Source organism: Caenimonas soli (assembly GCF_013155545.1).
GTDB classification, from domain to species: Bacteria; Pseudomonadota; Gammaproteobacteria; order Burkholderiales; family Burkholderiaceae_C; genus Ramlibacter; species Ramlibacter soli.
This window is the reverse complement of the sequence record NZ_JABJVV010000005.1, coordinates 279,122-298,518: the sequence shown is the minus strand read 5'-3', so window position 1 is coordinate 298,518 and position 19,397 is coordinate 279,122. Positions and strand designations below refer to the sequence as shown.

The following is a 19,397-nucleotide window of genomic DNA, read 5'->3' as shown; positions in this document are numbered from 1 at the left end:
GCACAGCATGATCGGACGACTGCAAGGCGTGCTGGCGGACAAGAATCCGCCCCAGATTGTTGTGGACTGCAACGGCGTCGGCTACGAGGTCGACGTGCCCATGAGCACTTTCTACAACCTGCCCGCTGCGGGCGAGAAGGTCACGCTGCTCACGCACCTGGTGGTGCGCGAGGACGCCCAGTTGCTCTATGGCTTCGGCTCCAGCGGCGAGCGCGAAGCCTTCCGCCAGCTGATCAAGATATCGGGCGTGGGCCCGCGCACGGCCCTCTCGGTCTTGAGCGGCATGAGCGTCGCCGACATCGCGCAGGCCGTGACAGCGCAGGATGCCGGCCGGCTGGTCAAGGTGCCGGGCATCGGCAAGAAGACGGCCGAACGCCTGCTGCTGGAACTCAAGGGCAAATTCGGCCCCGACCTCGGGCTGGGCGCGGGCGGTGCCACGAGCGATTCGCAAACCGACATCCTGCAGGCCCTCGTGGCCCTGGGCTACAGCGACAAGGAGGCAGCTGCCTCGCTCAAGGCGCTGCCGAAGGATGTGGGCGTGAGCGAGGGCATCAAGCTGGCCTTGAAGGCCCTGAATAAATGAGCATCCAGACCGACGACTTCGAGCTGCCTCCGCCCAACCGGGTGGTGTCGGCCGCGCCGGCGTCTCCCAACGAAGAGGCGATAGAGCGCGCGCTGCGGCCCAAGCTGCTGGACGAATACGTCGGCCAGTCGAAGACGCGCGAGCAGCTGGAGATCTTCATCGGCGCGGCCCGCAAGCGCGGCGAGGCCATGGACCACGTGCTGCTGTTCGGCCCGCCCGGCCTGGGCAAGACCACGCTGTCGCACATCATCGCGCATGAGCTGGGGGTGAACCTGCGGCAGACCTCCGGGCCGGTTCTGGAAAAGCCCAAAGACCTGGCGGCGCTGCTCACCAACCTCGAGAAGAACGACGTCCTCTTCATCGACGAGATCCATCGGCTCTCTCCGGTGGTCGAAGAAATCCTCTACCCGGCGCTGGAGGATTACCAGATCGACATCATGATCGGCGAGGGCCCCGCGGCGCGGTCGATCAAGCTGGACCTGCAGCCTTTCACGCTGGTGGGCGCAACGACGCGCGCCGGCATGCTCACCAATCCGCTGCGCGACCGCTTCGGCATCGTGGCGCGACTGGAGTTCTACACCGCCGAGGAACTGGCCCGCATCGTCAAGCGCAGCGCGGGCCTGCTCAAGGCGCCGATGGAGGAGGAGGGCGGCGCCGAAATCGCCAGGCGCTCACGTGGAACGCCGCGTATCGCCAACCGGCTGCTGCGCCGCGTTCGCGACTACGCCGACGTCAAGGGCACGGGCCACATCACCAAGGATATAGCGAACAAGGCGCTGGCCATGCTGGACGTCGATCCGCAGGGATTCGACGTGATGGACCGCAAGCTGCTCGAGGCCGTGATCCACCGCTTCGACGGCGGGCCGGTGGGCCTGGACAACATCGCCGCCAGCATCGGCGAAGAGCGCGACACGATCGAAGACGTGATCGAACCCTATCTGATCCAGCAGGGCTATCTGCAGCGCACGCCGCGCGGCCGCATCGCCACACTGGCCGCTTTCCGTCACCTGGGCGTGGCGCCGCCGAAAAGCGAGGGCGAGCTGTTCGCCGAGTGAGACGCAACGGCCGGGGCCGCAGGCATGGCGTTGCAAGCGATCAAGATTTGTGCGACGTAATACGTTGCCAATACCCAGAACTGCGCCATCGGAAGTGGCAAGGCGAACTTGTTGGTGGCGAGCAGTGAATCGCTCAGCATGAAGAAGCCGGCACCCACAGCCACCGCGATCGATGCCTTGTTGCGCAGCACCGTCGCCCGGCCGATGGCCTGCGCGGCCATCAGCGCAATCACCACCACATAGGCCGCGACGGCGATCCTGAGCACGGGGTCGAGGCCGTTGAAGAGGAAGGCGTACATCGCCACGCCCAGTCCCAGCGTGACGACGAGCGCGCGCCGGCTCGGGAACCAGGGCAGGCCCTGCTTGAACAGGGCGATGTAGAACAGGTGGGCGATAAGGAAGGCCACCAGCCCGGGAATGAAGAAGCCCGGGAACATCAGGAAGCAATCCCCCGCCAGCGAGAACGCCAGGCCGGCCACCAGGAGCAGGCCGAACCGGTTGCGGGTGGCGAGCAATTGCATTGCGTTGGCCACGTAGAAGAGGGCCAGCAGCATGGCGAGCGGCTTGAATACCCGATGCAGTTCCACCAGGCCCTCCGCGCCCGTTGCCGTCGCCAGCGCCGCCGCCTCGATCAGCAGCGCCGCCAACACCGTCAGCCGGCCCTGCATCACCGCGCCCACTGCCCACAGGCCCGCAGCCAAGACGGCCAGCCAGACGCTCGATTGGGAGAGTGGCATGCTGTCGGCGTGCCACAGGAACAAGGCCACGCCCTGCAGCAGCACCACGAACTGGATCGCGCCGAACCAGGCGGCTGCCCGGCTGACGGGCGGGTGATAGCGCTCCAGCCCAGCGATGTCGAACGCCGGCTTGGGAAAGCGTGCCGCCACGTCGGCCGGCCGCCAGCCCGGCGGCTTGAACCAGACGCGCAGCTTGTCCAGCCAGTTGCGCGCGTGCCAGGAATCCTTGGCCAATGCCCAATAGACCTCGGCGTTCGACCAGAGCGGGTCCCAGCTGTTCAGGGGGCTGCGAGTGCCGTAGATACACTTCTCGTCCTCTTCCTTGAAGCTGCCGAAGATGCGGTCCCAGATGATCAGGATGCCGCCGTAGTTGCGGTCCAGGTAGCGGTCGTTGACGGCGTGGTGCACGCGATGGTTGGAGGGCGAGCAGAACCAGCGGTCGAACCATCCCAGTTTGGGCACATGCTCGGTGTGGACCCAGAACTGGTAGAGCAGGTCGATCAACGCCACCACGCCGAAGACCAGCGGCGGCACCCCGGCCAGCGCCATCGGCACGTAAAAAATCCAGCCCAGCAACGCACCGGAGCTGGTCTGGCGCAAGGCCGTGGAAAGGTTGTAGTCCTGGCTCTGGTGATGCACCACATGCGCCGCCCAGAAAATCGCGGTCTCGTGGCCGGCGCGGTGCAGCCAGTAGTAACACAGGTCGTAGAACACCAATGCCAGCAGCCAGCCGTACCAGGTGGTCCAGAAGGCCTCGTTATGGATCAGCGCCACCGAGCCGTAGATGGCCGTGTAGATGCCAATGCGAAACAGCCGCGTGAATACGGCGCTGATCTGGCTGAGCATGCCCAGGCTGATGCTGTTGATTGCGTCGTTCAAACGGTAGGTGTTGCGCTTGCGCGCCCAACCCCACGCGAATTCGATGGCGATCAGCAGGAAGAAAACCGGCGTCGCGAGGACGATGACCTGACTGGGACTCATGCCCCGGATTCTCCCGCGATCAGGTCAGGGCGCCTCTGGCGTCAACCCTGATGATGGTCTCCACCGTGCCTTTGCGCAGCCCGCCGGCGACGCCGATCATGAAGTCGTGCAGGTTCACGGTCGGGTCGCAATGGCCGGGAATCAGCCACAGCATGCGGCCGATCGCGGGTACCCGCCGGCTGGCCCCGGCCGGTTGCAGGATGCCGTGTTCGTCGCCGCCATTGAGGTAGTCCAGTTCGCTCTCGGGGTCGAAGGCAAGCACCTTGGGCAGGCCCGAATCGATCGCATGGCTCTTGTGGCCGGCGTCGCACACTGCATAGTCCGCGCGCGAACTGATGACCTGGCTCTTGACGAACAAGGCGTGCTCGAAATGGGGCTGCGCGGGATCGCGCTCGTTGGCGGCATAGTCGGCATCCATGAACATGAAGGAGCCCGCCTGGAGCTCGCCGAACACGCCGCTGGCCGCCTCGCACACCATGGTGCCGGTGCCTGCGCCGGTCACCAGGTCAACCGGCATGCCTTCGGCCTCGATCAGCTTACGGGTATAGACGACCTCGTCCATGACGATGGCGATGGCGTCGCGCCGCTCTTTCGCGCCGCGCATGTGCTGCGCCTTGCCGTGATAGGCCTGCAGCCCGCCGAATCGCAGGGCGGGGTGTTTGCGGATCTCCTGCGCCAGCGCCACGGCGGCTTCGCCCGGCGGAACTCCGCAGCGATGCTGGCCGACGTCGATCTCCACGAAAACATCGATCACGGCGGCCGCGCCGTGATGGCTGCGTGCCTGGTTCATCGCCTGGGCCAGGCGGATCACGCCCTCGGTGCTGTCCACGGCTATCGCCAGCCGGCCGTTCTCGGCCGACACCCGGTGCGCCAGCGCCGCTACGCGCGCCAGCTTCTGCGGGGCGATGACTTCGTTGCTGATGTAGATGTTGTAGATGCCGCCGGCGGCCATGGCTTCGGCCTCCGCGGTTTTCTGCACGCACACGCCCACGGCCCCGGCCTGCATCTGCAGCTTGGCCAGCGCCACGCTCTTGTGCATCTTGGCGTGGGGGCGCCAGCGCACGTCGTGCTTGCGCGCGAACTCGGCCATGCGCGACAGGTTGCGCTTCATCGCGTCCAGGTCCACGACCAGGGCGGGGGTATCGATGTCGTTGACGCTTTGCCCGACCAGCTGGGCCAGGGATTCAGAAGGAGTTTTCGTCGGCGGCTTCATGGTCCAGATGCTGAGTATCTGACCAGCCTACCAGAGTAAAGCCTTCGGGGGTCCACAACAGGCGGTTGATGGCGCCGTTGGGCAGTTCCCAGGTTCGTGGGGAATTGACTTCCTGCCCGGTCGCGACCCGGTAGAGGGTATCGAGCACCCCGCCGTGCGCCACCACCACGATCTGCTCGCCGGGATGACGCGCAGCCAGCGATTGGATGGTGCGGGTCACCCGCTCGCGCAACTGCAGCAGCGACTCGCCGCCTTCGGGAGGTTCCCATTCGGGAATGCGCTTGCGCCAGTTGTGCGCATGGTCCGGCCAAGTCTCGTGGATCTCATCGAAGGTCTTGCCTTCGAACATGCCGAAGCTGCGTTCGCGCAGGCCCTGTTCCGGTACCACCGGGATGCCTGCAACCTCGGCAATGGACTGCGCGGTTTCCTGAGCTCGGCCCAGGTCACTGGAATACACCGCGCTGATCTCTTCGGTGGCAAGTGCTTCGCTCACCCGTTTGGCCTGCCATCGGCCGGTGTCGTTCAAACCGATGTCGCGTTGACCCTGGATGCGAGCGTCCACATTCCAGGAGGTTTCGCCGTGGCGAACGGCAATGATTCGGGTGGCTTCCATCGGGTTTGATTGTAGGGAACAAGCCATCCATGGCAACCTCTATGGGTTGCCAAGTGTTAGCGACCTACCTGGATGTCTACCCGCCTGGGCCCGGCGGGCGGGGTGGGAAACCCCTGAAGGGCTGCCTCGAACATAACGGGAAAGACTGAGCCGTTATCCATCCAGGGCCCCGCGTTGAGTGCCCGGGTTTCATAGACTGCGCGATTTGAAGGCAATTCGCGAATGATGACGGATACTTCGCGCTGGTACCAAGGGGATTCCATGCGTCCGAACGGGAAACCGAAGCCAAGCCCCATGCCCCGGTGGCCGACGCCGAACGCTCCCCAGCCATAACCATCCCAGGGATTCGCCCATGGCGACAGAACCCGCTGAAGCTGGGCACTAACTTGCACGCTGTATCGAGGATTTCCGTCGTCGCGCCGCAGTCCGGCTTTGTGTAACGCCGGGTCGGCCATTGCTTCGAGCTGCGCCTGCGAAGGGTGCTGCTGCGAGGGCAGGCGCTCAAAGCGATAGGTGGGCTGAGTGGGCAGCGCGGTGAGGTTGGAGAAGGATTGGACGCTGTTGTCCAGCAGGTAGCCGCCGGCGCAGCCTGACAACAGCCAGCCGGCAATGGCGGCCGCTCCCAACAGCCGCAGCATCGAAAACCTCATACGTGCCTTCCCGCGAGGCACCAGCCTCACATCTTGATGACTTGCAGGCCTGGCAGGGGAGCGGCGGTGGCGAATTCCTGCGGATCGAAGGCCTTGTCACCGTCTTCGCTGGCCACGCCAGTGACGGTCAGACCCTTGAAGTCGTAATGTGTTCCGTCCGCCAGATGCGAGGGAACGACATTTTGTAAAGCCGTGAACATGGTGTCGACCCGCCCCGGGTGCTTGCGGTCCCACTCCTGCAGCATCGCGGCTACCTGCTTGCGCTGCAGGTTTTCCTGGCTGCCGCACAGGGTGCACGGAATGATGGGGAACTGCCGGTGCTCGGCCCAGCGGATCAGGTCCTTCTCGGCGACGTAGGCCAGCGGCCGGATCACGATATGGCGGCCGTCGTCGCTGACCAGCTTGGGCGGCATGCCCTTCAGCTTGCCGCCGAAGAACATGTTGAGAAAGAAGGTCTGGAGCATGTCGTCGCGGTGATGCCCCAACGCGATCTTGGTCGCCCCCAGCTCGTCGGCCACGCGGTACAGGATGCCACGCCGCAACCGCGAGCAGAGGCTGCACATCGTCTTGCCCTCGGGGATCTTGTCCTTGACGATCGAGTAGGTGTCCTGGTTCTCGATGTGGAAGGGCACCCCCGTCTTGGCCAGGTACTCGGGCAGCACATGCTCGGGAAAGCCGGGCTGCTTCTGGTCCAGGTTGACGGCGATCAGCTCGAAATTCACCGGCGCGCGCTGCTGCATCTTCTGCAGGATGTCCAGCATGCCGTAGCTGTCCTTGCCGCCGGACAGGCACACCATGACCTTGTCGCCTTCCTCGATCATGTTGTAGTCGGCGATGGCCTGCCCCATCAGGCGGCACAGGCGTTTTTCGAGCTTGTGCGTTTCGCGCTCGATCTTGCGTTCCCTATCGATGGGGACGACTTCGGTTTCAGTCCAGACTGCGCTCATGGCGGTATTGTCGCCTTTATCCGGAACGATTGAATCTGCGGAACGGGTCAGCCTAGCGGGGCGATGCTGACAATTTCCGTCAGCGGGTGTTCTTCCAGGTTGCAGCCCGGACCGCCGCGATCGATCACGATGAAGTCGCCAGCTTCCCGTAATGCCAGCAAGGGGTGGTGCCAGACCCCCTTGCCGTAATTCACGCCTTGCCAGCCGCGGGTGACGAAGGCGTGCAAAGTCCCGGGCCGGCCATCAAGGTCGTCGGCGACCACGATAAGGTAGGGCTGCCTCGTCAGGGGCATGAACGCCTGCGAGCCGAGCGGATGCCGCTCCATGAGAGTCAGCTGTACTGGCTCGGCGCGTGGCATGGCCCTGAACACGCTGATCAGCGGCCGGCCCGACTGGTCTTCCACATCGACCTGCGCCAGGTCATGGAAACGTTGGGCGTTGCCGCCGTTGATGTCGAAGCTGCTTGCTACCGCATCAATTTCGATGACCTGACCAAACGGGCTGAAAGCCTGCTTGCTGAGCGGCTGAGCTGTCAGCAGCATCATGACGATGCCACCGGACGAAGGCGCTGGCGCATGAAGTTGCGTACGTGCGGCGTGAATTCCATGAAGCCTTTGACGGCGTTGAATTCGGGAGTGTCGTAGGCCCAGTCGCCGGCGACATCGTAGATTGCGGCGTACTTGGGGCCGTCTTCGATCGAAATGAAACGACGCGCCGATAGCCAACCCGGGCAGGCCAGCAGGGCAGGCACATGCACTTCGTCATACCAGCGGTTGAAGGCCTGCTCGTACGCCGGGTCGATGTCGACGCGCACGATGTGCAGGAAGGCGGTGGACTCCTGGGGGCTCTGGCTCATGGCGGGCTCGTTTCAGCTGGTGGACTGCTTGGGCTTGACGCGGGGAAACTTCAGCGTGGCCTCGGCCTTCAGGACCTCACGATCCTCCTCGTTGAAGGCGCTGGCTTTCCAGGTGACGGTGCGGGTCTCGCTGTCCATTGCGGAAATCCAGACCCGAAAGCGAATGGTGTCGCCGTAGAAAACCGGGCCGGTGAACCAAAAGCGGTCTTCGATCGACACACCCAGGGTGCCGGCGAGCTCGGCCGTGAGGACGCTTGTGCAAAGGCCGGCGACCATAATGCCTGGCGCCAGGCGACGGCCGAAGCGGGTGGTCTGGGCATAGCTGTCATCGACGTGGACGGGGCCGAAGTCGCCAGTGGCCGCGATGTACATCGCCCCATCGGCTTCGGTCACGGTCTTGCTGACCGTGACCTCGTCATCCACGTGCAGGCTGTCGAAGGGCTTGAGTTCGTACATTTCAGCTCCCGATACGGACAGGGACCATGCGGGCCGTCCCCTCGGCTACAGTCGCGCCACCCGCCACCGTGCAGCGCACGCGGCAGGCGAGGCTGTGGGCGTCGGCGGAAATGATTTCCACCGCTGACTCCACGGTCTGGCCCACCGTGAGCGGCGCGCTGAAATCGATCTGCAGGCCGCCCAGTCGCCAGCCTGGCCCGGTCAGGCGGTTCAGCGCGGTGGTTGCCAGGGCCACGGCGTTCAACTCGAAGGCCAGCATCGCATCGAAGCCGGCTTCGCGCGCCGCGCGCAAGTCGACGTAGAGCGGGGCGAGGTTGCCGCTGATGCCGGTGAACATGGCCTGCTCCGCCACGGTGAGGGTCTTGCGAAACGACATCTTGTCGCCGGCTTGAAATGTGGGCATGGGTTTTCCTGTCGGATGGGATGGAAGAGGGGACTGAAAAAATCAGAGGCGCAGGCCGCGTTTCATAACGCTGCGCGCAATCAGCATGCGATGGATTTCGGAGGTGCCGTCGTAGATTCGGGTGACGCGGCAGTCGCGGTAGATGCGTTCCAGCGGCATCTCCTTCGTAAAACCCATCCCGCCGAATACCTGGATGCCGCGATCGGCCACGCGGCCCAGCATTTCCGAGGCGTAGAGCTTGACCATGGAGACCTTGTCGCGGCAGTCGATGCCCTGGTCCAACTCCCAGGCGGTGTTGAGCACCATCATCCGGGCGGCGAACAGCTCGGTGGCAGAGTCCGCGATCATCTGCTGAATCATCTGGAAGTCGCCGATGGGCTGGCCGAACTGTTTGCGGTCGTTGGCGTAGTTGCGCATCAGCTCCAGCACGCGCTGGCCCATGCCGACCGCACGCGCGCCGATGTGGGCCAGGCGGATGCCCGAAACGCTGCTCATGATCAGCTTGAAGCCTTCGCCGACCTCGCCCATCACGGCATCCGCCGGGATGCGGCAATTCTCGAACACCAGTTCGGCGTGGCCGTAGCCGCGATGGCCCATCATGGGCTGCACGCTCGTGACCTCGAAGCCGGGAGTGCCCTTGTCGACCAGAAACAGCGTGATGCCGCCGCGGGCGCGCTTGTCCTTGTCGTTGACGGCCATGACGATCACGTAGTCGGCGATGTCGCCGTCGCTGATGAAATGCTTGCGGCCGTTCAGCACCCAGTGGTCTCCGTCGAGTCGGGCGGTGGTGCTTATCGAAGCCGCGTCCGAGCCGGCGCCCGGTTCGGTGATGGCCATCGCGCAGATCTTTTCGCCACGTACCGTGGGCAGCAGGTACTTCTCGCGCTGCTCGCCCGTGCACGCCAGGAGCATGGGATACACCTGCCCGAAAATGCGGCGGATCAAGGCGTCCGAGGTCTTGCCCAGCTCTTCTTCCACTAGGCACATGTCTACGTGGCTGAGGCCCCCGCCGCCAGTTTCAACCGGCATGTTCATGGCAAATAGGCCGAGTTCCTGCGCTTTGCCGCGCACGCGCTGCAGCGCTTCGGCGGGCACGCGGCCGAGCGTCTCGACTTCGTTTTCCAGCGGCTGGACCTCCTGGGTCACGAACCGCCGGACATTGTCAACCAGCATCTGGCTGTCAGAGGGAATGGAAAAATCAAACATGGGTGTATCGGTGGGTTGGAAAGGAATGAAGCGGCTGCGTATCACCGGCCGGAAGGCGGCACAGCCACCACGCGGTCCCGGATTAGCGTTTGCAGTGTGGCGTCGTCGATGCCCAAGCGGGTGAGTATTTCGGCGCTGTCGCAGCCCGGCTGGAACGGCATGCGCCGGTATGCCGGCAGTTCGCCGTCGTATCGCAAAGGGTGATTGACCAGGACCGCCTTGCCGCCGCCGGGAACGTCGATTTCCCGGAAGGCCTCGTTGTGCACGGCCTGCGGATCCCGACGCAGTTCGTCGTAACTTTGCACCCGCTCGTGCCAGATCGCATGCGCGTCGAAGACGGCCGACACGTCGGCAAACCGGCGGCCCGCCAGTTCGACAGCGACGGCCTGGGCATAGCGGTCGCGCTCGGCATAGCGGTCGATGGTCTGCAGGGCGCGCAGTGTTTCGCTGTCCAGGGCCTCGGCCAAGCGCACGGGATCGTTCATGGAAAGGACGAGATGGCAGTCGGCAAGCGGGTACACGCCATAAGGCGCGTCGTGGTACCAGCTGCCGACGTGGGCGTCGCGGCTGAAGACGTCGGGGCTGTGCTGCACTGCATAGAACTTGGTCAGCGCCTCGGTCTGCAGGTCGATGCCGGCGGCGAACAGGCTGCTCTCCACGCGTGTCCCGGCTCCGGTCTGCAGGCGCCGCACATAGGCGCCGAGGATGCCCATGGCCAGCAGGGCGCCGCCATGCTGGTCGACGACGGCCGCTCCGACCGCCGACGGGCCCTGGGCGCCGCTGCCGGTGGCCGATATCAGGCCCGAGCGTGCTTGCATCAGCAAGTCCTGGCCTGGCCGGCTCGCGGCCGGGCCCGTGCGCCCGAGGCCGCTGGCGGATGCATAGATAAGGGAGGGCTTGCGTTCGCACATCACGTCGTAGCCCAGGCCGAGGCGCTCCAGCACGCCGGGGCGGAAGTTTTCGATCACCACGTCGGCCTCGTCGATCAGACGCAGCACGATCTCCACGGCGCGCGGCTGCTTGAGATCGATTGCGAGGCTCTGCGTGTTGCGATTGGCCGACATCAGGAAGGCGCTGACCCCGTTAACGTAGGAGTTCCCCCCCGACCAGTGGCGCTCGAAAGCGCCCTGCAGCGGCTCGATCTTGATCACCTCGGCGCCCATGTCGGCGAGGTACTGGGTGCAGGCGGGTCCCTGCAGGTAGTGGCAGAAGCTGACGACCTTCATTTGGAGTTGCATGGCGGCTCCTTAAGCGCTAGCGTCGGCGCTGTGCACAGCGCCTGCGCCGACGAAACCATCGACCTCCGCCTCGCTATAGCCCAGTTCCTCGAGGATGTCCCGCGTCTGGCTGCCCAGGCGCTGCGGCATTAGCACCACCGGCGGTGCCTTGCCGTCGTAACGCAGCGGATGACCGAGCAGGGTGACCGGCGTGCCCTCGACACCGGTGCCGCTCACAAAGGTGTTCAGGTGGGCCAGCTGGGCATCGTCCTGCAGGTCCTCGTAGTCCTTCACCGGCATGTGCCAGATGCCCTGCTTCTCCAGAGCGGGCAGCCACTGCGCGGTGCAGCGCTGGCCCAACCGAATGGCCACAGCCTCGGTGATGCGATCGCGCTGGTCGAAGCTGGCGCTGTCGGGCAGCGCGGCCAGTTCGGGCAACTCCAGAGCCACAGCGAGGTCGGCCGGCGAAGCCATGGAAATCGCGAGGTGTCCGTCGGCGGTGGCGTGGATGCCGGAAGGCCCGGCGCTGCACCAACTCGCGAGGCCGTGCCTGCCGCGCGAGGTATCGGAACGCGCCCCATTGAGCCAGGCCGTGAGGGACTCGGACTGCAGATCGATCGCGGCCTGCAGCAGGCTGCCTTCCACCAGGCGGCCCTGACCATTTTTCTGGCGACCCAGCAGCGCGGCCAGGATGCCCATGGCCAGCAGCGAAGCTGCGTGCTGGTCAACAATCACCGGGCCGGTGGGTGTGGGGGCGCCCTCCGCCGACCCGGTGCGCGCAGCCAGGCCGGAGCGCGCCTGCAGCAGGAGGTCCTGGCCCGGCTTGTCGCGGTCGGGGCCGTCCGCGCCGTAGCCGCTGACAGACGCATAGACGACGCCGGGGTTGAATGCCTTGACCTGCTCGTAGCCCAGGCCCATGCGGGCCATGGCCCCGGGACGAAAGTTCTCCATCACTACGTCCGCTTTTTCCAGCAGGCGCCGGGCGATTTCGCGGCCGGCGTCCGACTTCATGTCCAGCGCCAAGCTGCGCTTGTTGCGACCGGTCGTCAGCAGGCAGACGCTCTGGCCATCGACGAATCGATTGGCGACCGCCCAGTTGCGGTGGAAAGCGCCGCCGACTGGTTCGACGGCGATCACGTCGGCTCCCAGGTCAGCGAGAAACTGCGCGGCCATGGGCCCCGCATGGAAGTGATTGAAACTGATGACCCGGATTCCAGACAGCATGTTGACTCCAAAAAATGCATCGCGCCGTGCCACTGCATGACGCCGCACAGCTCGCGTGTGGCATCTGCAGAATATCGGAGGAGCGCCTTTTGAAGGGTGTTTTGGCCTATCAGATGTCGGGGCGGAACTATCAGTCCGTGGCATAACCAACCAGGGGCGGCAAGGGCGCCTGGCGCTATAGGCCGGACTTATAGTCCTGCCTTGGTTTGGCATTGGCGCAGTCTCGTCGGCAAGGATATGGTCGCGCGAGTCACATGCCCCGAATCGCCATGCTACCCACTCATCCTCATCCTCATCCTCATCCTCATCCTCATCCTCATCCTCATCCTCATCCTCATCCTCATGAACGCTTTCGCGGCATCTACGCCGCTACCATCTGTCCGATGCGCGAAGACGGCGCAATCGACGCGTCGACGCTGGCCGCACACCTGAGCGAAGTCGCGGGGACAGAGGGGATGACCGGTTTGCTGATCAATGGCCATGCCGGCGAGAACTTCATGCTCAGCCGCGGGGAAAAACAGCGAGTGATCGAAATCGCCCGCGCTGCGTGTCCCGCCGCCAGCGTGATCGTCTGCGGCATCAATGCCGAGGACAGCCGCGAGGCGCAGCGCCACGTAGCCGACGCCGAGGCTGCTGGCGCCGACGCGGTACTGATCTTCCCGCCTTTTTCCTGGGCGCTGTCACAAGACAACGAGGTCGCGGTGCGTCACCATCGGATGGCGATGGAGGGAAGTCGACTGCCCCTGTTCCTGTACCAGGCGGGTGTGGGCGCGGGCAAAATGGCCTACACGCCCGATGTGCTGGCGCGGCTGGCTCAGTTGCCCGGCGTGGTCGGCATCAAGGAGGGTAGTTGGGAAGCGGCGGCCTATGAGGCCAACCGCCGGTTGGTGGCTGAGGCCGCGCCGGCGGTGCTGATGATGGCGTCCGGTGACGAGCACCTTTTTACCTGCTTCGCGCTGGGCACCGAGGGCAGCCTGGTGAGCTTGGCCTGCGTGGTGCCGGCGCTCATCGTCAGCCTGTACCAGGCCCTGCAAGCCGGCGACCTCGCCGCGGCGCGCCAATGGAACGAGCGCATCTACCCTCTGGCCAAGGCTGTTTACGGCACGGCGCCGTCCGGCCACGCGGCGGCGCGATTGAAGACCTGCCTGAAGCTACTAGGCCGGCTCGAACACGACACCATGCGCGCGCCGATGGCGCCGCTGCCTGCCGCCGAAGTCGGCATGCTGCAGCGCGCGCTTCAAGCAGCGGGCCTGTGAGCCGAATGCCCACCCTTGGCTCCATGGATTGGAAGACCCAATGACCGCCACCCTGATTCGCAACGGCCGAGTCGTCACTGCGGTGGACGACTATCGCGCCGACATCCTGATCGAAAATGGCCAGATCGCAGCCATCGGTAAACAGCTCGCCGTCGGCCCGGCGGTCCGCATCGTCGACGCAGATGGCCTGCTGGTGCTGCCCGGAGGCGTCGATTGCCACACCCACCTGGAAAACACCTTTGGGGAATCCACCACCTGCGACGACTTCGAGTCTGGCACGCGCGCTGCGGCTTTCGGCGGCACCACGACCATCATCGACTTTGCCTTCCAGGACAAGGACACCAGCCCGCTCGATGCGATCGTACGAGCACAGGCCAAAGCACAGGCGGGCGCGAACATCGACTATGGCTTCCATGTCATCGTGACGCAGGTCGACGCGAAAGTGCTGGGCGACATGCGCCATGCGATCCGCCATGAGGGCGTCAGCAGCTTCAAGATGTTCATGGCCTATCCCGGCACCGTGATGGTCGATGACGCGGCCATCTTCCAGGCCATGCGGATGGTCGGCGAGCACGGTGGAATGATCGCCCTTCACGCCGAAAACGGTACGGTGATCGACCTGCTGATCCGCGAGGCGCTGGCCCAGGGCAACACCTCGCCCAAGTACCATGCACTGACCCGGCCCTCTATCCTGGAGGGCGAGGCGACGCACCGCGGCATCAAGCTGGCCGAACTGGCGCAGGCGCCGGTCTACTTCGTCCACCTCTCCGCAAAGGAAGCGCTGGCGCATGTCATAGAGGCGCGTGACGCCGGCATACCGGTCTTTGCAGAAACCTGCCCGCACTACCTGTTCTTCGACGAGTCGCTATACGACAGCGACGATTTTTCGCTCGCGAAATATGTAATGAGTCCGCCGCTGCGGTCGAAGGAGGCGCAGGACGCACTGTGGACGGCGCTGAAAACCGACGACCTGCAGCTGGTCTCCACCGACCACTGCCCGTTCTGCATGAAGGAAGGTCACAGGGGGCGGGTGCGCCAGAAGATGCACGGCAAGGACGACTTCTCCAAAATTCCGAACGGCGCGCCGGGCATCGAGACCCGCATGACAGTGATATACGACGGCGGTGTGCGGACCGGCCGTATCTCGCTTAACCGCTTCGTCGAGCTGATCGCGACCGCACCGGCCAAGCTGTTCGGCCTGTTTCCGCGCAAGGGCACCGTCGCTGTGGGCGGCGACGCCGATCTCGTGCTGTTCGACCCGAACGCGACCCAGGTGCTGTCCGCCCGTACCCACCACAGTCATTGCGACTACACCCTGTTCGAAGGGCACCAAGTGCACGGCGCTGTGCGCAAAGTGTTCTCGCGGGGCGACCTTCTGGTCGATGGCGAGCGGTGGCTGGGCCGTCCCGGGCGCGGCCAATTCCTGCGGCGCGGGGAGGCTGGTGGGTTCTGAGCTGGCCGATGGCCTGATCTATCCCAATCCGGTCCGTGCAATTGAGCTCGCCGTCCGCCGCCGCCCTGGCCCGGGCCGCAGGTCAGTGCGTCATGACCTGCTTGAGGAAATTCTGAGTCCGCTCGCTGCGCGGCTTTGAGAAAAACTCGGCCGCCGGCGCGGCGTCGATCAGCTCGCCCTTGTCCATGAAAACCACGGTGTCAGCCACCTTGCGGGCAAAGCCCATCTCGTGCGTCACGCAAATCATGGTCATGCCCTCGCTGGCCAGATCCGTCATCACGTCCAGCACTTCCTTGATCATCTCGGGATCCAGCGACGAGGTCGGCTCGTCGAAGAGCATGACCTTGGGCTGCATGCACAGAGAGCGGGCGATGGCCACGCGCTGCTGCTGGCCGCCGGAGAGCTGGCCCGGAAACTTTCCCGCCTGTTCGGCGATGTGGACCCGGTTCAGGTAGAGCATGGCCATGTCCCTGGCCTCGGCCTTGGACGCACCGCGCACCCAGATGGGCGCCAGCGTCAGGTTTTCCAGCACGGTCAGGTGCGGAAACAGATTGAATTGCTGGAACACCATTCCCACCTCCCGCCGCACGGCAACCACGTTGCGGGCCTTGGCCTTCGCGGTGAGTTCGACGCCATCGACGATGATCTGGCCCTTTTGGTGCGACTCGAGCCGGTTGATGCAGCGGATCAAGGTGGACTTGCCCGAACCCGAAGGTCCGCAGATCACCACCCGTTCGCCCTTCTTGACATTGAGGCTGACGTCGTTGAGGGCGTGGTACGCCCCGTACCACTTGTGCACGTGCTCGATAGCGATCATGGTGTTTCCTCGGTCAGAGGTTGTCGGGCGGCCGCCAAGCCCTGGCGCAGCGCGGCACGGGAGCCCTCGGAGAAGGTGGTCTTGCAGGTACGCGAGAAGGCGCAATCGATGACGCCCGCCTCCATCAACGCGAGCTTGATGCGCGCGTACATGTCGGAACGCGGCAATTCGTAGACGGCGCGCACCAGCGGGTACAGCGCATCGTTGAATCTGCGCATGGCGTCCAGGTCTTTGCGCTCGCTGGCTTGCCACAACCGTACCAGGCTGAGCGGTGCCAAGCTGGCCAGTCCCGAGAGAATGCCGTCGCCGCCTACGGCCAGCTGGGGCATGAACCAGTCGAAATTGGAGGGCATGACCGCCAGCTCAGGCTTGATGGCCTTGAGCGCGCGCAGATTGTCTTCGTACAGCGTCATACTGTCGGACCCTTCCTTCACCCCCACGACCCATGGCATGCGCGCGAACTCGCACAGGGTCGAGGTCGCGTAGGTGGCGGGCGAGCTGAAAGGGTATTGGAAGATAGCCAGCGGCATGGTCGCCGCCTCGCCGATCGCGCGCACGTGGGCCAGTTGAGCCTTGACAAGCGGTTCGCCCGCCAGCCCGGGGTGCGCCAGCGGAAAAACGGTGAGCACGTCTGCTCCCGCAGCCTTGGCTTGCCTGGCCTGAAGCACGGCGTCGTCTATTGAATCGGCAACCAACCCGGCCACCAGGCATTGCTGAGGTGCGATGTGCTTGCGCGTGAAGTGGATGACCTCGGCGCGCTCCCGTGGGTTCAGCCCCGAGCTTTCGCCGGCGTGGCCGTTCACGAAGACCGAACTGATGCCTTCCGGCGTTGTGCAGTAGTCGAGGAGCCGGGCGTAGCTGTTCCAGTCGATGGTGCCATCGACCCGAAGTGGCAGGACGGTCGCCACGGTCACGCCCCGCAACCAGTGATTTTTCATGGGAATTCGATCGTGAGATTCGCGGTGCATCGGTGCGGGGGTGGTCATCGCAGGACGGTCAACTGCGGGGTGCAATGGAGGCGCCGAAGTGCCTTTCGAGCTGGTCCTGAATCAGCCCCCAGGAGGTTGTGAGGATCAGATAGAACACAGCGGCTGCTGCAAAGACTTCCAATACCTCGAACTTCTCCTGCATGATCATTTGGCTGCGGCGCATCAGTTCTTCCATCGAGATCACTGAGGTGATGGATGTGGCCTTAAGCAGGCCGTTGATGGAATTGCCCAGCGGCGGAATCATCAGGCGGAAGGCCTGGGGAAAGGTGACCTTCCAGACCACCAGCCAGCGCGGCAGACCCAGGGAATCAGCCGCTTCGCGTTGACCCGCGGCCACGCCCATGAAGCCGCTGCGGACGATCTCGGCTAAGTAAGCGGCCTCGTTAAGGATCAGCGCTAGCAGGGACGATTCGATCACGCCCAGCTTGATGCCCAGCTGGGGCAACCCGGTATAGATGATCACCAGCTGGATCAGTAGGGGCGTGCCCCGGAACACCCAGAGATAAAAGCGCGCCAAGTTCTGCAGCAGCGAATTTTTGGACATGCGCACGAAGGCGATGACCAGGCCCAGCAACAGGCCGCCTATCACCGTGGCCACGGTCATACCCAAGGTGACCAGCACCCCTCTGAGCAGGAACTCGTTGGTCAGGTAACCCAGAAAGGCGTCGAACTTGAAGAACTGCATGGGTTTCCGGCCGACGGCTTATTGCGGGCCGGGGCCGCGGATCGCGACGACGCGCGCGGGTAGCTTGGTCATGCCGTACTGGTCCAGGATGCGGTCGTAGGTGCCGTCTTTCATCATGTCGTTGTAAGCCTTAACCACGGCATCGGCGACAGATTTAGAGCGGAAGCTCATCATCGTGGGCGAGCCGCCCTGTTCAGGCAGCACCATCACGGCCTGACCATTTTTGACAAAGGCGTTGCCGGCGTAGCTGGGGAAGGCGGCAATATCGAACTGGCCCGCGCGCAGGGCGGCCATCACGTCGCTGGCGGTTGGAAAAGCCAGGATCTTGATGCTCTTGCGGCCCTTGGCCACGTTGTCCTTCTCGCGTTCGCGCAGCCAGCGTTCCTGGTAGGAGTCCGTCTCCACCCCCACGCTCACCCCTGAAATGGCGTCGGCCGAGGCGAGGCTGACCTTGCTCCCCGGTGCGGCCACGATGTCGATCGCGGACATGGCGTACGGCACGGCCCACATGAGCTTGGCGCGCTCCTCGGTAAAGAACATGCCGGTATTGATTCCGTCGAAGCGGCCGGCCTTGAGCGCCGGGATCATTGCGGGGAAGTCCATCCGGACCAGGTCGGCCTTCAGGCACAGGCGCTTTGCCAGCTCGTTGGCCAGGTCAATATTCATACCCTTGAGCTCGCCGCTGGAGTCCACGTATTGCAGGGGCCGCAGAGTCGGATTGGTGGAAAGCATCAGCTTGCCCTCCGAGATCAGGTCCGCCTTGGGAATGGTCGGTACGCAGCTTTGCGCCACTCCCAAAGTGGGGACCAAGCTGGTGCCGCCAGCGATGGCGCAGAGCACCAGCGCCGAGCGCAAACGATTGGAGATCATGGGGGAAGCCCTTTCAAGAGTAGTTCCAGCGAACTGGATAAAAGCAACGAAGGTGCTAGGATAAATCCGCTTGCATGGCCTCCCTGATTCAGTTGGTGCCGTCATGTATAAGTGGGGGCTATAGACGATTTGTGGTGCGCCCGCCCTCGGGTACGCACCATGCTGGCGCCTCTGGCGGTGCACCACAATTGGATCCTGAAAGCGCGCAACAAAAGACACTGTCATGTCCGACACCTCCACCCGAACTCTGATCAACCTGCGCCAGTTGGAGGTTTTGCGGGCAGTGATGCGTTACCGCACCACCATCGGCGCTGCGGAAGAACTGGGTATGTCACAGCCTGCGGTCAGCAATGCCATCAAGCTCGCCGAAGCCAAGATCGGCGTCGCATTGTTCGACCGCATCAACAGCCGCCTGGTTCCGACCGAAGATGCACGCATTCTGGTAGCTGATGCTGAGCCGCTTTTTCGCGTGCACGAGGCGATCCAGCGCAAGGCCTGGGATCTGCGCACCGGCCGCGCCGGGGTGCTGCGGATCGCCTCGACAGCGGAGCTGTCACAGTTTCTGGTGCCGCCGGTGCTGAGCCAGTTCATCCGTGAGCATGCGGAGGTGCGAATTGCGCTGGAAACCCTGCGCATGGACGAATTGCTGGAATGCGTCGAAAGCGGCAGCGCGGACGTTGGCCTGGCAATGCGGCCCCCGGCGCGTCCGAGCATGATCCGCGACGTGCTGAGCGAGGCGGAGATCGTCTGCATCTGTCCCTCGGGCGATGCGCTGGCGGATCGGCCCGTGATCACACCGTTTGACCTGGCCGGCCGCGTGGTCATCGGCCCCGCCCCGGGCAGCCCGCTCGGAGCGTCCATCGACGCGGCCTTTGAGCGCGGCGGCAGCCAATACAACCCTGACATCGAAGTCCGCTTTTCCAACGTGGCAGCGCCGCTGGTGGACCAGGGGCTGGGGCTGGGTCTGGTCGATGAGCTAACCGCCAGGTTCAGGCCGGAGTCGCGCTTCACGACGCACCGGTTCAGTCCACGCGTGCCGGTCAAGATTTGCGGGCTCGTGATGCGCGGCAAACCGGTTCCGCGGTTGGTTCAGGCGTTCCTGGAAAATGCGCGAGCCTACCTGCAATCGGGTCTGGATAGCCGCGAAGAATTGCGTGCGTCCGAGGTCGAGGACTGATAAAACCCT

Annotated in this window: 21 protein-coding genes; 5 read left to right on the top strand and 16 right to left on the bottom strand. The window is 64.4% G+C overall.

What is annotated here, in order from left to right; genetic code table 11:
* Positions 1–7: 7 nt before the first annotated feature.
* Together ruvA and ruvB are read left to right on the top strand one after the other, a co-directional pair.
* Complete coding sequence (gene ruvA / locus HNE04_RS10145; RefSeq protein WP_172218414.1) at positions 8–583, top strand: Holliday junction branch migration protein RuvA; 576 nt, start codon at positions 8–10, stop codon at positions 581–583.
* A complete protein-coding gene (gene ruvB / locus HNE04_RS10140; protein ID WP_172218413.1) occupies positions 580–1,638 on the top strand; it encodes a Holliday junction branch migration DNA helicase RuvB in 1,059 nt (352 codons plus the stop codon). Before ruvA ends, ruvB begins: the two co-directional genes overlap by 4 nt.
* Here the strand turns inward: ruvB and HNE04_RS10135 are convergent.
* The 12 genes from HNE04_RS10135 to HNE04_RS10080 are packed head-to-tail and all read right to left on the bottom strand — an operon-like array spanning position 1,587 to position 12,141.
* On the bottom strand, positions 1,587–3,356 hold the full coding sequence (locus tag HNE04_RS10135; protein ID WP_172218412.1) for a lysoplasmalogenase family protein: 1,770 nt from the start codon (positions 3,354–3,356) through the stop codon (positions 1,587–1,589). The genes ruvB and HNE04_RS10135 overlap by 52 nt on opposite strands.
* Positions 3,357–3,375: 19 nt before the next feature.
* Positions 3,376–4,569 (bottom strand): DSD1 family PLP-dependent enzyme, encoded by a 1,194-nt coding sequence (locus tag HNE04_RS10130; protein ID WP_172218411.1) that lies wholly within the window; start codon positions 4,567–4,569, stop codon positions 3,376–3,378.
* Positions 4,541–5,182, bottom strand: a complete 642-nt coding sequence (locus HNE04_RS10125; protein ID WP_172218410.1) for a histidine phosphatase family protein — start codon at positions 5,180–5,182, stop codon at positions 4,541–4,543. The genes HNE04_RS10130 and HNE04_RS10125 overlap by 29 nt, the downstream gene beginning before the upstream one ends.
* 56 nt (positions 5,183–5,238) lie before the next feature.
* Entirely contained in the window at positions 5,239–5,820 is a 582-nt protein-coding gene (locus HNE04_RS10120) for a DUF4136 domain-containing protein (RefSeq protein ID WP_235964907.1), read from the bottom strand.
* Between the two features lie 38 nt (positions 5,821–5,858).
* Positions 5,859–6,779, bottom strand: a complete 921-nt coding sequence (ttcA, locus tag HNE04_RS10115) for a tRNA 2-thiocytidine(32) synthetase TtcA (protein ID WP_172218408.1) — start codon at positions 6,777–6,779, stop codon at positions 5,859–5,861.
* A gap of 47 nt (positions 6,780–6,826) precedes the next feature.
* Entirely contained in the window at positions 6,827–7,324 is a 498-nt protein-coding gene (locus HNE04_RS10110; protein ID WP_172218407.1) for an ureidoglycolate lyase, read from the bottom strand.
* Complete coding sequence (locus HNE04_RS10105) at positions 7,321–7,635, bottom strand: DUF4286 family protein (RefSeq protein ID WP_172218406.1); 315 nt, start codon at positions 7,633–7,635, stop codon at positions 7,321–7,323. The genes HNE04_RS10110 and HNE04_RS10105 overlap by 4 nt, the downstream gene beginning before the upstream one ends.
* Before the next feature lie 12 nt (positions 7,636–7,647).
* Positions 7,648–8,091, bottom strand: a complete 444-nt coding sequence (locus HNE04_RS10100; RefSeq protein ID WP_172218405.1) for a MaoC family dehydratase — start codon at positions 8,089–8,091, stop codon at positions 7,648–7,650.
* 1 nt (position 8,092) lies between these two features.
* Positions 8,093–8,494 carry a MaoC/PaaZ C-terminal domain-containing protein gene (locus tag HNE04_RS10095; protein ID WP_172218404.1) on the bottom strand — a complete coding sequence of 134 codons (402 nt, stop codon included), beginning with the start codon at positions 8,492–8,494 and terminating at the stop codon, positions 8,093–8,095.
* 42 nt (positions 8,495–8,536) lie between these two features.
* Positions 8,537–9,700, bottom strand: coding sequence for an acyl-CoA dehydrogenase family protein (locus HNE04_RS10090; protein ID WP_172218403.1), 1,164 nt, complete (start codon positions 9,698–9,700; stop codon positions 8,537–8,539).
* Positions 9,701–9,741: 41 nt separating this feature from the next.
* On the bottom strand, positions 9,742–10,938 hold the full coding sequence (locus HNE04_RS10085; RefSeq protein ID WP_172218402.1) for a CaiB/BaiF CoA transferase family protein: 1,197 nt from the start codon (positions 10,936–10,938) through the stop codon (positions 9,742–9,744).
* Positions 10,939–10,947: 9 nt separating this feature from the next.
* On the bottom strand, positions 10,948–12,141 hold the full coding sequence (locus HNE04_RS10080) for a CaiB/BaiF CoA transferase family protein (RefSeq protein ID WP_172218401.1): 1,194 nt from the start codon (positions 12,139–12,141) through the stop codon (positions 10,948–10,950).
* 359 nt (positions 12,142–12,500) lie between these two features.
* On the opposite strand from HNE04_RS10080, the gene HNE04_RS10075 reads away from it, so the two are divergent.
* Both HNE04_RS10075 and hydA read left to right on the top strand, forming a co-directional pair.
* Positions 12,501–13,397, top strand: a complete 897-nt coding sequence (locus HNE04_RS10075; protein WP_328700305.1) for a dihydrodipicolinate synthase family protein — start codon at positions 12,501–12,503, stop codon at positions 13,395–13,397.
* A 40-nt stretch (positions 13,398–13,437) separates the two neighbouring features.
* Entirely contained in the window at positions 13,438–14,850 is a 1,413-nt protein-coding gene (gene hydA, locus HNE04_RS10070) for a dihydropyrimidinase (protein ID WP_172218400.1), read from the top strand.
* 82 nt (positions 14,851–14,932) lie between these two features.
* Here the strand turns inward: hydA and HNE04_RS10065 are convergent, their stop codons facing one another.
* Genes HNE04_RS10065 through HNE04_RS10050 form a run of 4 tightly spaced genes read right to left on the bottom strand, consistent with a single transcriptional unit; the run spans position 14,933 to position 18,211 of the window.
* Positions 14,933–15,667, bottom strand: coding sequence for an amino acid ABC transporter ATP-binding protein (locus HNE04_RS10065; RefSeq protein ID WP_172218399.1), 735 nt, complete (start codon positions 15,665–15,667; stop codon positions 14,933–14,935).
* Positions 15,664–16,605 (bottom strand): dihydrodipicolinate synthase family protein, encoded by a 942-nt coding sequence (locus tag HNE04_RS10060; protein WP_172218398.1) that lies wholly within the window; start codon positions 16,603–16,605, stop codon positions 15,664–15,666. Before HNE04_RS10060 ends, HNE04_RS10065 begins: the two co-directional genes overlap by 4 nt.
* Positions 16,606–16,663: 58 nt before the next feature.
* Positions 16,664–17,341, bottom strand: coding sequence for an amino acid ABC transporter permease (locus tag HNE04_RS10055; protein ID WP_172218397.1), 678 nt, complete (start codon positions 17,339–17,341; stop codon positions 16,664–16,666).
* An 18-nt stretch (positions 17,342–17,359) separates the two neighbouring features.
* Positions 17,360–18,211 (bottom strand): ABC transporter substrate-binding protein, encoded by an 852-nt coding sequence (locus tag HNE04_RS10050; protein ID WP_172218396.1) that lies wholly within the window; start codon positions 18,209–18,211, stop codon positions 17,360–17,362.
* Between the two features lie 223 nt (positions 18,212–18,434).
* Here HNE04_RS10050 and HNE04_RS10045 point away from each other — a divergent pair, with 223 nt between their 5' ends.
* Positions 18,435–19,388 (top strand): LysR family transcriptional regulator, encoded by a 954-nt coding sequence (locus tag HNE04_RS10045; protein ID WP_172218395.1) that lies wholly within the window; start codon positions 18,435–18,437, stop codon positions 19,386–19,388.
* Positions 19,389–19,397 lie beyond the last annotated feature (9 nt).